The organism is Pseudomonas sp. S2_F03 (assembly GCF_054668335.1).
On the sequence record NZ_CP162759.1, the window covers coordinates 2,144,135 to 2,157,220 of the forward strand.

Consider the following 13,086-nt stretch of genomic DNA (forward strand, 5'->3'; position numbering starts at 1 on the left):
AGGTCAATACTGTACGCAGCCAGCGAGGCGTATACTCCCCGCGCCCTTTTAGCCCCGCCCGCGCTGGAGATGTTCGATGGATCCTGCAGTATTTGAAGAGTGGATGATGACTGGCCTTGTCAGCATTCTGATCATTTTCATGGGTTTCATCGTCTGGGATCTGGCGAAGAAGTCCAAGGCCGGGCGCTTTGGCTCGTTCATTCTGTTCTTTGTTCTGGGTCTGGGCGTGGCCGCGTTCGTGATCAAAAGCGTGGTGATCGGCCTGATTGAATCCGGCACGTTATAAACGCGCCGGCACTTCCTTCCACTGGCCCTGATCGAGCCCTTCGATCGTCCAGTCACCTATCCTGACCCGCACCAGACGCAATGTCGGCAAGCCGACCGCTGCCGTCATGCGCCGCACCTGACGATTGCGCCCTTCACGAATCACCAGCTCCAGCCAGCTTGTCGGCACACTCTTGCGAAAGCGCACCGGCGGGTTGCGTGGCCACAGCTCCGGTTCTTCCAGTTGCCGCGCCTCGGCCGGCAAAGTCATCCCGTCGTTAAGTTCGACGCCGTCACGCAAACGCTGCAACTGCTCGGCACTCGGCTCGCCTTCTACCTGCACCCAATACGTCTTGGCCAGTTTGTGTTTCGGATCGGCAATACGGGCTTGCAACTGACCGTCGTTGGTCAGCAGCAACAAGCCTTCGCTGTCGCGGTCCAGGCGTCCTGCCGGGTAAATCCCCGGGATCTCGATGTAATCCTTGAGCGTCGCCCGCCCTTCGCCGTCGCTGAATTGCGTCAGCACATCAAACGGTTTGTTGAACAGGATCAGCTTCGGCTCGGCCGGCGGCGCCTTGGCGACACGACGCGGGGCTGAGGACTGAGAGTTCGCGCCGGGACGGCGAGCGACTGGACGTTGTGGACGGGACATGAGGAAGGAAACATCTAACGGTCAGGGCTGCTAATGCTAGGGCGTGCCATCGATTATTTCCACCGCCGCGTTGTCGCCTGAAAGCGGGCCAGGCAAGGCGCAGGCCGCTGGGAATGGTTGTTCCCTTTCCAAGGCCTGCAACGCAGCCTGGCCCGCTTTCAGGCACAACCCGAAGGGCCGGGCCTGCTGTTGCGCAGGGCCGCGTTGCTCGGAGCTTATTTGGAATGACCAAACCACGCTCCTCGCGCCTTGCCCTGCGCAACAGCAGACCCGGCGCGGCAGTGGAAATAATCGATGGCACGCCCTGCCCTGACCGCTAAATAACCATGACTGTTAGCGGAACGGCGGCTCGTCGAAGCTGCGCAGCTTGCGCGAGTGCAGCGAATTGAGTTCCGTGCGCAACAGATCGACCGCTTCGATACCGATCTTCAAGTGCTGGCTGACCGCACGTTCATAGAAGGCGTTGGCCGAGCCCGGCAGCTTGATTTCGCTGTGCAGCGGCTTGTCCGAGACGCAGAGCAACGTGCCATACGGCACCCGCAAGCGATAACCCTGGGCAGCGATAGTGCCACTTTCCATGTCCACCGCCACGGCGCGGGACAGGTTGATCAACAGGCGCTCCTGAGCCCAGCGCAGTTCCCAGTTACGGTCGTCATAAGTCAGTACGGTGCCGGTGCGCAGGCGTTTTTTCAGTTCATCGCCTTTCTCGCCAGTGATGTTGGCCGCCGCTTGTTGCAATGCCATCTGCACTTCAGCCAGCGCCGGAATCGGAATGTTCGGTGGCACGACCCGGTCCAGAATCCCGTCGCGGCGCATGTACGCGTGAGCCAGCACGTAGTCACCAATGGTCTGCGACTGACGCAAGCCGCCGCAGTGACCGATCATCAGCCAGCAATGCGGACGCAGCACCGCCAAGTGGTCGGTGATGTTCTTGGCGTTGGAGGGGCCGACGCCAATATTCACCAGCGTCACGCCATGGCCATCGCTGGCGATCAGGTGATAGGCCGGCATCTGGTAACGGTGCCACACCACACCGGCGGCAATCGCCGATGCTTCGCCGTGGTCCATGCTCTTTTCGATGATCACGTTGCCCGGCAAGATCATGCGCACAAAACGCGGGTCGCTGCGCAATTGCTCCAGGCCATGGACGATGAACTGATCAACGTAGCGGTGGTAGTTGGTCAGCAGGATCCAGGGCTGCACATGACGCCAGTCACTGCCGGTGTAATGCACCAGGCGGCGCAGGGAGAAGTCCACCCGCGCGGCGTCGAACAGCGCCAGCGGCAGCGGGTCGGTGTTTTCCCAATCATACAAGCCATCGGCAATGCCGTCGGTGGCAGCGGACAGGTCGGTACTCGGGAACACCCGCGCCAGCACGGCAGCGGTCACGCCGGAACCGGCCAGTTCATCGCCTTGCTCGACCACGTACGGGTATGGAATGTTTTGCTGGCTGATACCGACTTCCACGGTCACGGTGAAGTCGTGCATCAACGGCACCAGCTGTTCCAGCAGGTATTTGCGGAAGGCGGCCGGATGGGTGACGGTGACGCTGTATGTCCCGGGCAGTTGAACCTTGGCGTAAGCGCGCGTGGTCTGCGGGACTTCGCCCTGGCAGTGATAAGTCAGACGCAGTTCGGGATAACGGAACATCGCCCGCTGCTCGGCGTCCGGCTCGACACGATCCTTGAGGTATCGCTTGAGCGCCTGATTCAACGCGGTGGTTGCACGATTGTGCAAGAGCGCAAGCCGGTCCACGGCTTGCTCGGCGGTTTGAACGATAATAAAAGCTTCGGTCACGATCAGCATCCTGTGTTCTGACTTGCAGACCTTCATCTTGCCTGCATCGTCGCTTCACGGGAACAGTCGTGTTTGGGCAATACATCAATAGTCAGACACAGGCAGAACCTGTGGGAGCGGGCTTGCCCGCGATAGCGGTGTGTCAGACACCATTAATGTTGAATGTCAGACCGCATTCGCGGGCAAGCCCGCTCCCACAGGGTTTTGCAACGGTCAAAAACCCTGCGGGGTCGACCGGGCGACGATTGCTTCCACATCCAGCCCACGTGGCAACGCGCCATACACCCGACCGGCCGAACCGAGCCGGCTGACGATAAACGCATCACTGACCGCCGCATTGCCCGCCTCCAGCAACAGCTTGGCCTGAAGCCCCAAGGCAATGTCTTCGGTGAGCTGGCGGGCGCGGTATTGAATGTCGCTGGTGTCTTTGAACTGCGCCTGCAATTGCTGGATGTGCGCGGCCAGGCGTTTATCGCCATGACCGTCGCCCAGTTCACTGAACAGCACATCAAGCACACCCGGTTCTTTGGACAAGGCTCGCAGCACATCCAGGCACTGCACGTTGCCGGAACCTTCCCACGTCGAATTGACCGGCGCCTCTCGGTACAGACGCGGCAGGATGCTTTCTTCGACATAGCCGGCGCCGCCCATGCATTCGGCCGCTTCGTTGATCATGGCGGGCGCGCGTTTGCAGATCCAGTACTTGCCCACCGCGGTAACCAGCCGGGCGAATTTGGCTTCTTGGCTATCGTCCAGATGGTCCAGTGCCTTGCCCATGCGCAGGCTCAAGGCCAGGGCGGCTTCACTTTCCAGCGCCAGATCGGCCAGCACGTTTTGCATCAAGGGTTGTTCACTGAGCACCTTGCCACCGACTGTACGGTGGGCGCAGTGGTGACTGGCCTGGGTCAGGGCCTGGCGCATCAGTGCGCTGGAACCGACCATGCAATCGAAGCGGGTCATGGCCACCATTTCAATGATGGTCGGAACACCCCGCCCTTCTTCGCCGACCATCCAGGCCAGCGCCCCGCGAAATTCCACTTCGCTGGAGGCGTTGGAGCAGTTGCCCAATTTGTTCTTCAAGCGCTGGATGTAGAACTGATTGCGCGTATCGTCCGGCCGGTGGCGCGGCAGCAGGAAACAGGTCAGGCCCTTGTCCGTTTGCGCCAGGGTCAGGAAGGCATCGCACATCGGTGCCGAGCAAAACCACTTGTGCCCCACCAACTCGTAAGCCTGCCCCGGACCACTGGCGCCCACCGGATAGGCCTTGGTGGTGTTGGCGCGCACATCAGTGCCACCCTGCTTCTCGGTCATGGCCATGCCGATGGTCACACCGGCCTTGTGCGCCATGCCAACGTTGCGCGGGTCATATTCGGTGGCGAGGATTTTCGGCAGCCATTGATCGGCCAGATCCGGTTGCAGGCGCATCGCCGGAACGCTGGCGAAGGTCATGGTCAAAGGGCAGCCACTGCCGGCTTCGGCCTGGCTGTGCAGATAACTCATGGACGCACGGGCCACATGCGCCCCCTGCCTGCGGATGCGCCCAGGGCAACGAGGTCAGCCCGTGTTCGACGGCGGTGCGCATCAATTGGTGGTAGGCCGGGTGGAACTCCACCAGGTCGATGCGATGACCATAACGGTCATGACTGACGAACACCGGTTTGTTCTGATTGGCCAGGAACCCGGCGTCCATCAGTGGCCCGCCCGCCAGTGCGCCATAGGCGTCGATCCGCGACTCGGCCCAACCGGCCCCGAACCGCCGCGACCATTCCTGCAGCGGCAGGTCGATGCGGTAGAGGTTGGTGCCGTCCAGCGACGGTGGCTGGTTGGTGACTTCGTGGGTTTCGGCGAACTGATGCAGGTTCATGACGGGGGCTCCTTTGGGTCAGCCAAGGGGTTCAGTTAAGCACTGCCCCGAGGCTGAACAAAGTGGCATATCCGCCTAACTGTCGGCGCTTTCGCCCTGCCTTGGACACAGCACCCGACGATAGAGCGCGGCCTGCAAGTCCTCGAATTTCACCGGTTTGTTCAGGTAATCGATCATGTCACCGGTCGGGCAGCGCTCACGATCAACACTCAGCGCCACCACGAACACCGGCAAATGAGCACAGCCCGGCAAGGCACGGATCTGGCAGCACAGGGAGATACCGTCCAGCGGTGGCAACTGACAATCGACCAGCACCGCATCAAAGGTTTCAAGCTGCAACTGGTCGAGGGCGGCCAGACCGTTGTCGGCCGAACGCACCCGGAACCCGAGCTTGAGCAACATGCCGCGCATCACCAGCTGATTGACGCTGTTGTCATCCACCAGCAACACGTTGCAATCCTTTGGCAAGCGCAACCCCGGGACCTCGCGATTCATCGACGGTACGGCCGGGCGTTCCACGACAGGCACTTCTACGTCGACATCCAACTGGAAACGACTGCCACTGCCGGGTTCGGAGCGGTGAGTCAGGCGCCCTCCGAGCAACTCGACCAGTTGCCGACAAATCGCCAACCCCACGCCCAACCCCCCATATTCGCGGGTCATCGAACCGTCGAGCTGGAAGAAACGCTGGTACATGGTCGCCTCCCCCAGGTCGGTAAAACCGATGCCCGTGTCGATCACCGCAAACGACAACGACAGGCGTCCGTTTTCCACCGGCTTACCCGTCACCCGTAGCGCCAGCCCGCCGACCCGGGTGAACTTGATGGCGTTGTCCAGCAGGCATTCCAGGCATTGCGCCAGCTTTGCGCTGTCGCCGTGCAGGCGATCCGGCAGTCCCGGCGTGACGTCGACTTTGAAATCCAGCGACTTGCTCGATGCGTTGCCCTCGAACTGCGCCCGCAAGCCATCGACCACACCCCGCAGGCTGAACGCCGCCGGAGTGGCCTTGAGTTTGCCGGCCTGCAATTCGGTCAGCGTCAGGATGCCGTTGACCATGCGCATCATGTCCCGCGCCGAACCGGCAGCGGTTTGCTGGTATTGCTCCAGCTCAGGGTCCATCTCGACGGTCTGCATCAGCTCCAGCGAACCGATCACGCCGTTCATGGGGGTGCGCAATTCGTGGGTCAGGGTGGCGAGGAATTCATCCTTGAGCTTGTTACTGTGAGCCAATTGCTGGTTCAACACTTCGAGCTTTTGCCCCGCATCAAACAGCGTTTGTGCTTGCTGCTCGCGCATGGCGTTGATGCGATCGGCCAGGGCCAGCGACAGCAGTGCAACTTCAATCGCCGAGCCGATCTGGCTTGAATACATGGTCAGGAACACGTTGGGGAGATAACCCAGCACCATCATCGTGTTGACGATGCCACCGAGCAAAAACGCCGACCAGGCAATGATGAAATACCGCGCCACACGCAGGCCGCGCAACCAGGCACACAGCCCGGCGGCAAAAATCACCACGGTGAAGGACAAGGCCAGGGCGGTGGCCAGGCGCAAGGCCAGGGCATAACTGGCCATCAACGACAACCCGATCACCGTCGCGCTGAATGCAATCAAGGCCAGCAACAAGCGATCGAGCCAGCGACCATAGGACCCGGTCTGCAAGAAGCTTCGAGCAAACTGACTGCCGAACAGTCCGGCGCAGCCGATGAAGAACGGTGTTGCCGCGTTGGCCCACCAAGGATTGTCCGGCCAGAAATACTCCACGGCCGCGCCATTGACCGACAGTTGGTACAGACCGAACGAGGCGATGTAGAAGATGTAATAGAGATAGCTGGTGTCACGTACGCTCAGGTAGATGAACAGGTTGTAAACCAGCATCCCCAACAACACGCCGTAGATCAGCCCCAGCACGTAAAGCCGCACGGGCTGTTGTTCGAGAAAAGCGGTGCTCGACCACAAGGTTACGGGTGCCTGGATGGAGCCTTCGCTTTGCAGGCGCAGGTACACCGTTTGTGCCTGGTCAGGTGTGAAGTTCAAATCGAACAGGTAGTTGTTCTGGCGGATCTCACGCGTGGCAAACGGCAAGGCATCGCCCGTCTGCCGGGCCAGGCGATAGTCACCGCCGGCATCGGGCAAGTACAGATCAAGGTGATCGAGCGGCGGATAGGCCAGTTCAAGAAGCCAGGTGCGTTGTACTGACGGGTTGGTCGGACGGTAATGCAGGTCGATTTTCAGCCAGAACACCGAGCGCGAGTACCCGGCGTTAAGGGTGGCTTTATCGTGGGGTTTGAAGTTTCCAGCTGCAGCTTGCGCACGAACATCGGCGATGGTCGCCTGACCGTCCGCGTCTTCGTACACCTGCATGACTCGGCCCAGAGGAAGGCTCTGGGTAGATTCATCGAACTCGATGGCGCTCGCCATGAGGGGCAAGCAAAGCAGCAACATCAGCAAATAGCGCATTTAAGCCCCAGCGTGGCCTGTCCGGTTATCTCAGGAAGCCCCTCATTCCCTTTGAGTAGACGTAAAACCGGCATTACCTGTTATTGGTTTGGATCCACTCTAGCATAGCCGTTGATGGCCATTGAACACCATTGAATTTTTTTCGCAGAGGCTCTAGCACGGGCGTTCCAGCGACAAATTTTGCGCAAAACCAGCTTGATTGGTCAGGTTGTATCAATGCATCGGCCGTTTTACACATTCCTGTAGCAGCTGGCGAAGCCTGCGTCCGGCTGCGCAGCAGTCGTTAAACCTGAATTCGCGGTCTGTCTGATTGACCGCGTTGTCTGGGTTTACGACTGCTGCGCAGCCGGACGCAGGCTGCGCCAGCTGCTACAAGTCCGTCTCATGACTCGCTGGTCGACTGGTGGTAAGCTCGCGCACCATGAATATCTACAGCTCTCGCCCCGTTGTCCTCTGTCTCTCCGGCCACGATCCAAGTGGTGGCGCCGGCTTGCAGGCAGATATCGAAGCCTTGCTCGCGCAGGGTTGCCATGCGGCCCCGGCCGTCACCGCCCTGACCGTGCAAGACACGGTCAACGTCACTGACTTCCGCGTCCTCGACCGTGAGTGGGTGTTGGCCCAGGCCAATGCCGTGCTCAACGACTCCGAAGTCGCCGCCGTCAAACTGGGCATGCTCGGTTCCCTGGAGATGGTCGACACTGTGGTCGAACTGCTTCAGGCGCACCCGCACCTGCCGGTCGTCTGCGACCCGGTGCTGCGCGCCGGCGGCGGCGGGCGACTGGGCAAGGACGAAGTTGGCTACGCCATGCGCGAACGCCTGCTGCCCTTGTCGATCATCGCCACCCCGAACCTTCCCGAAGCGCGCATCCTCGCCGAACTGCCCGAAGGCAGCGCCGACGAATGCGCAGAAAAACTGCTGCCATTTGTCAAACACCTGCTGATCACGGGCGGTCATGGCGACGAACACGAAATCCACAATCGCCTCTACAGCCGCGACGGCCACCGCGAAACCTTTACCTGCCAGCGCTTGCCCGGCAGCTATCACGGTTCCGGTTGCACGCTGGCCAGCGCGTTGGCCGGTCGTCTGGCCCTGGGTGAAAACCTCGCCAGCGCCGTGCAGACCGCGCTTAACTACACATGGCGAACCCTGCGTGATGCGGAGCAACTGGGCAAAGGCCAGTTCGTGCCGCGCCGCCTGCCTCTGGATTTCTGTTCGTAACTTTTGATGCGTAAAGCGCCGAGGCTTGTCCGATGAAACTACGTGGCCTGTACGCCATTACCGATAGCCAGTTGCTGGCCGGTAAATTTCTTTCGTACGTGGAGGCGGCGCTGGAAGGCGGCGTCACCTTGCTGCAGTACCGCGACAAAAGCAGTGACGAGGCCCGCCGATTGCGTGAAGCCGAAGCACTGCGCGATCTGTGCGATCGCTACAAGACCCAGTTGATCATCAACGACGACGCCGAACTCGCTGCCCGCCTGAACGTGGGTGTGCATCTGGGACAGACCGATGGTCCGCTGTCTCCGACCCGCGCCTTGCTCGGCTCCAAGGCAATCATCGGTTCGACCTGCCATGCGCAACTCGAACTGGCCGAACAAGCCGCCAAAGAAGGTGCGAGCTACGTCGCCTTCGGCCGCTTCTTCAATTCGAACACCAAACCCGGCGCACCCACTTGCAGCCTTGACTTGCTCGACCAGGCTCGCCGCACATTGCACCTGCCAATCTGCGCGATTGGCGGCATCACCCTGGAAAACGCCGCCCCGTTGGTGGCCCACGGGGTTGATCTGCTGGCGGTAGTCCACGGCCTGTTCGGCGCCGAGAGTGCGGCTGAAGTGACACGCCGTGCCCGCGCCTTTAATGAATTATTTAATATCTGATTTGAGAGCCCGACCATGTCTCGTTCCGAAACCCTGTTTGCCAATGCCCAGAAACACATTCCCGGTGGCGTGAACTCGCCGGTGCGCGCCTTCAAAAGCGTTGGCGGCACGCCGTTGTTCTTCAAACACGCTGAAGGCGCCTACGTTACCGACGAAGACGACAAGCGCTATGTGGATTACGTCGGCTCCTGGGGGCCGATGATTCTCGGCCATAGCCATCCGGACGTGCTGGACGCGGTGCGCAAACAACTGGCACACGGTTTGTCCTATGGCGCCCCGACCGCGATGGAAACCGAGATGGCAGACCTGGTCTGCTCGATCGTGCCGTCGATGGAAATGGTGCGTATGGTCAGCTCCGGCACCGAAGCGACCATGAGCGCGATCCGTCTGGCCCGTGGCTTCACCGGCCGCGACAGCATCATCAAGTTTGAAGGCTGCTACCACGGTCACTCCGACAGCCTGCTGGTCAAGGCCGGCTCTGGCGCGCTGACCCAAGGCGTACCGAGCTCGGCCGGCGTGCCGGCAGCCTTTGCCAAACACACCTTGACCCTGCCGTTCAACGACATCAACGCGGTAGAAACCATGCTCGCCGAAGTCGGCCAGGACGTGGCGTGCATCATCGTTGAGCCAGTGGCCGGCAACATGAACTGCGTACCGCCAGCGCCAGGCTTCCTCGAAGGCCTGCGGACACTGTGCGACAAGCACGGCGTAGTGCTGATTTTCGACGAAGTGATGACTGGTTTCCGCGTTGCCCTCGGCGGAGCCCAGGCTTACTACGGCGTAACGCCGGACCTGAGCACCTTCGGCAAAATCATCGGTGGCGGCATGCCCGTTGGCTGCTTCGGCGGCAAACGCGAAATCATGCAGCACATTGCGCCGCTGGGCCCGGTGTACCAGGCCGGCACGTTGTCGGGTAACCCGCTGGCCATGGCCGCCGGCCTGACCACTTTGCGCTTGATCAGCCGTCCGGGTTTCCATGCCGAACTGACCGACTACACCACGCGTCTGCTCGACGGCCTGCAACAACGCGCCGATGCCGCGGGCATTCCGTTCGTGACCACGCAAGCCGGTGGCATGTTCGGCCTGTATTTCAGTGGCGCCGACGATATCGTGACGTTCGATGACGTGATGGCGAGCGATGCCGCCCTGTTCGGCCGCTTCTTCCACTTGATGCTCGAAGGCGGGGTTTACCTGGCGCCGAGCGCGTTCGAAGCCGGCTTCACCTCGATCGCTCATGGCGAAACCGAGTTGAAACTGACACTGGACGCTGCCGAGCGTGCATTCGCCGCATTGAAATAACGTTTTGCTGCTGACGTTGGCGACTGCCGACGTCAGCTTTCACCTACATCCGCACTGTTATTCCTACGCTTGCGCTAATAATCCCCCGCAAATTGGGCGATATATTCCCCACGCAGCAGAAAAACGAGTAAAGACTTTGTAAGGTTGGCCCTGCTTATTTCATAATGCGCGCTTATTGGATCCCCTCGATGGGTCCGCGCGCCCTTCAGAGGTAAGTCGATTCTCATGAACCGCACCGGCCGCGCCCTTGCAATGGGCTGCCTGTTGCTCCTTCAGCCCCTGCTCGCGCTCGCACAAGCAGGCGGCAACTCGTTGTTAATCCCAGCGATGGGTCGCTGCACCCTCAATACTCAGCCGCAAGACCTGACGCAAGCGCTCGCCGCCTGCCAAAAAGCGTCGGATGAAGGGGATGCGCAAGCGCAATACGAGTTGGGTGAGTTCTACTACGAAGGCAAAAACGCGCCACGCGACCTCAATAAAGCCCTCAGCTATTTCGAAAAAGCCTCGCTGCAAGGCCATGCCCAGGCGCAATTCAAACTCGGCACCATGTTCTTCCATGGCGAAGGTGTGCCGGCCAATAACGTCCAGGCTTACATTCTGCTGAAAATGGCGGCGGTCAACGGCGCTGAAGAGGCGCTGGACACCGCCGACGAAGTCACTGAGAAAATGCCGCGCGAAGAGCTGGAAGTCGCCACCCAGGTACTGGGGCAAATTTTCCGTAAATACCTGATGGAATTGCAGAGCGCCGATGGGCGTACGCCGTTTTCGCCACTTCCCTGATTTCTGCACCAACCTTTCTACCCCCATCGCGGGCAAGCCCGCTCCCACAGGTCACCGAAAATCCTGTGGGAGCGGGCTTGCCCGCGATGGGAGCAACTCGGTCTTGAAGTCTACTTCTCAGGCATCGGCATCGGAAACGGCATGACATTGCCGACCGCGCCACGGGCTTCGCTGATTTTCGGCGTACCCAGACGCTCTACCTCATCGATGCGCACAATCGAATGCATCGGCACAAAGCTGCGCACAACGCCTTCAAACTGAGCCTTGAGCTTCTCTTCGCTCGGATCGACGACCACTTGCGTGCGCTCGCCAAAGACGAACTCTTCCACTTCCAGAAACCCCCACAGATCACTTTGGTAGATCTGCTTGGCATACATTTCGTACACCTGGCCCTGGTTGAGGAAAATCACCTTGTAGATTGGGGCTTCACGTTTGGTCATGGCGGGCGGGCAACACATCGGGGATAAAAATGAGGGCGCGAACTATAGCATAGCCACCGGACGCACAACGGTAGGAACCTTGGGACATGTTCCCTATAATGCGCGGTTCTTTGAATCACGTGATGACTGTATCCATGGCCAAGAAGCTTTACATCGAAACCCACGGTTGCCAGATGAACGAGTACGACAGCTCGCGCATGGTCGACTTGCTGGGTGAACACCAGGCCCTGGAAGTCACTGCTCGCGCTGAAGATGCCGACGTGATCCTGCTCAACACCTGCTCCATTCGCGAACGCGCCCAGGACCGGGTGTACTCCCAGCTCGGCCGCTGGCGTGAACTGAAACTCGCCAACCCTGAAATGGTGATCGCCGTCGGCGGTTGCGTGGCCAGTCAGGAAGGCGCTGCCATCCGCGATCGTGCCCCGTACGTCGACGTGGTGTTCGGCCCGCAAACCCTGCACCGCCTGCCGGAAATGATCGACGCTGCTCGCGCCACCAAACTGCCGCAAGTCGACGTCTCGTTCCCGGAAATCGAAAAATTCGACCATTTGCCCGAGCCGCGCATCGACGGCCCGAGTGCCTATGTCTCGGTGATGGAAGGCTGCAGCAAGTACTGCACGTTCTGCGTGGTGCCGTACACCCGCGGTGAAGAAGTCAGCCGCCCGTTCGACGACGTGATTGCCGAGATCATCCACCTGGCCGAAAACGGCGTACGCGAAGTGACGCTGCTGGGTCAGAACGTCAACGGTTATCGCGGCACCACGCATGACGGTCGCCTCGCCGATCTGGCCGAGCTGATTCGTGTCGTGGCCGCAGTCGATGGCATCGACCGGATTCGCTACACCACGTCGCACCCGCTGGAGTTCTCCGACAGCCTGATCCAGGCCCACGCCGATGTGCCGGAACTGGTCAAACACCTGCACCTGCCGGTGCAGTCGGGTTCGGACCGGATTCTCTCGGCGATGAAGCGCAACCACACCGCGCTGGAATACAAATCCAAACTGCGCAAGCTACGGGCCGCCGTGCCGGGCATTTGCATCAGTTCGGACTTCATCGTCGGCTTCCCGGGCGAAACCGAGAAAGACTTCGAACAAACGATGAAGCTGATCGAAGACGTCGGCTTCGACTTTTCCTACTCGTTCGTCTACAGCCAGCGCCCGGGCACCCCTGCGGCCGACCTGGCCGACGAGACGCCGGAAGAGCTGGAAAAAGAGCGACTGAATGCCCTGCAACATCGCCTGAACCAGCAAGGTTTCGAGATCAGCCGACAAATGGTCGGTTCGGTCCAGCGGATTCTGGTCACCGACTATTCGAAAAAAGACCCCGGCGAGCTGCAAGGCCGGACCGAGAATAACCGTATCGTCAACTTCCGCTGCGACAATCCAACGCTGATCGGACAGTTCGCCGACGTGCACATTGACGCCGCACAACCGCACTCGCTGCGGGGCTCTCTCATTCAATAACACCACACATCCCTGTAGGAGCCGAGCTTGCTCGCGATGGCGCCAAGTCAGACAACTTAAAGGTTGAATGCCAGACAGCCATCGCGAGCAAGCTTTGCTCCTACGGGGCGGTGTTTGAAAATGGGATATTTAAGAGCTTTCGCACCCAGGCCACTGGCGTTATCCTTGATTTCATCTTAATTGCCCCAGGGC

Annotated in this window: 10 protein-coding genes and 1 pseudogene; 6 read left to right on the forward strand and 5 right to left on the reverse strand. The window is 60.2% G+C overall.

The genetic code is table 11. From position 1 onward, the window contains the following. The first annotated feature begins 76 nt into the window (after nucleotides 1–76). Complete coding sequence (locus AB4N76_RS10160) at nucleotides 77–286, forward strand: DUF2788 domain-containing protein (RefSeq protein ID WP_007937369.1); 210 nt, start codon at nucleotides 77–79, stop codon at nucleotides 284–286. On the opposite strand, the gene AB4N76_RS10165 is transcribed toward AB4N76_RS10160, so the two are convergent. The 4 genes and pseudogenes from AB4N76_RS10165 to AB4N76_RS10180 all read right to left on the reverse strand — a co-directional run bounded on the left by AB4N76_RS10165 (nucleotide 281) and on the right by AB4N76_RS10180 (nucleotide 7,037). Beyond that, nucleotides 281–916: a pseudouridine synthase gene (locus AB4N76_RS10165; protein WP_046028698.1), complete on the reverse strand. Its 636-nt coding sequence runs from the start codon at nucleotides 914–916 to the stop codon at nucleotides 281–283. The two genes, AB4N76_RS10160 and AB4N76_RS10165, sit on opposite strands and share 6 nt — an antisense overlap. Nucleotides 917–1,249: 333 nt before the next feature. After that, entirely contained in the window at nucleotides 1,250–2,749 is a 1,500-nt protein-coding gene (gene amn / locus AB4N76_RS10170) for an AMP nucleosidase (protein WP_460164433.1), read from the reverse strand. A gap of 177 nt (nucleotides 2,750–2,926) precedes the next feature. After that, a pseudogene (locus AB4N76_RS10175) lies at nucleotides 2,927–4,577 on the reverse strand (acyl-CoA dehydrogenase family protein). Nucleotides 4,578–4,652: 75 nt separating this feature from the next. Continuing rightward, nucleotides 4,653–7,037, reverse strand: coding sequence for a hybrid sensor histidine kinase/response regulator (locus AB4N76_RS10180; RefSeq protein ID WP_046028702.1), 2,385 nt, complete (start codon nucleotides 7,035–7,037; stop codon nucleotides 4,653–4,655). A 421-nt stretch (nucleotides 7,038–7,458) separates the two neighbouring features. Here AB4N76_RS10180 and AB4N76_RS10185 point away from each other — a divergent pair, with 421 nt between their 5' ends. From AB4N76_RS10185 to AB4N76_RS10200, 4 genes are all read left to right on the forward strand, one after another. Next, complete coding sequence (locus AB4N76_RS10185) at nucleotides 7,459–8,256, forward strand: hydroxymethylpyrimidine/phosphomethylpyrimidine kinase (RefSeq protein WP_046028703.1); 798 nt, start codon at nucleotides 7,459–7,461, stop codon at nucleotides 8,254–8,256. Between the two features lie 32 nt (nucleotides 8,257–8,288). Continuing rightward, entirely contained in the window at nucleotides 8,289–8,912 is a 624-nt protein-coding gene (gene thiE / locus AB4N76_RS10190; protein WP_046028705.1) for a thiamine phosphate synthase, read from the forward strand. 15 nt (nucleotides 8,913–8,927) lie between these two features. Then, entirely contained in the window at nucleotides 8,928–10,211 is a 1,284-nt protein-coding gene (gene hemL / locus AB4N76_RS10195) for a glutamate-1-semialdehyde 2,1-aminomutase (RefSeq protein ID WP_046028706.1), read from the forward strand. 225 nt (nucleotides 10,212–10,436) lie between these two features. Beyond that, complete coding sequence (locus AB4N76_RS10200; protein ID WP_077431210.1) at nucleotides 10,437–10,991, forward strand: tetratricopeptide repeat protein; 555 nt, start codon at nucleotides 10,437–10,439, stop codon at nucleotides 10,989–10,991. A gap of 110 nt (nucleotides 10,992–11,101) precedes the next feature. On the opposite strand, the gene AB4N76_RS10205 is transcribed toward AB4N76_RS10200, so the two are convergent. Continuing rightward, entirely contained in the window at nucleotides 11,102–11,431 is a 330-nt protein-coding gene (locus AB4N76_RS10205) for a DUF1820 family protein (protein WP_007894425.1), read from the reverse strand. A 134-nt stretch (nucleotides 11,432–11,565) separates the two neighbouring features. Between AB4N76_RS10205 and miaB the strand changes: the two genes are divergently transcribed. Continuing rightward, nucleotides 11,566–12,894 carry a tRNA (N6-isopentenyl adenosine(37)-C2)-methylthiotransferase MiaB gene (miaB, locus tag AB4N76_RS10210; RefSeq protein ID WP_460164434.1) on the forward strand — a complete coding sequence of 443 codons (1,329 nt, stop codon included), beginning with the start codon at nucleotides 11,566–11,568 and terminating at the stop codon, nucleotides 12,892–12,894. The last annotated feature ends 192 nt before the right edge of the window (nucleotides 12,895–13,086 follow it).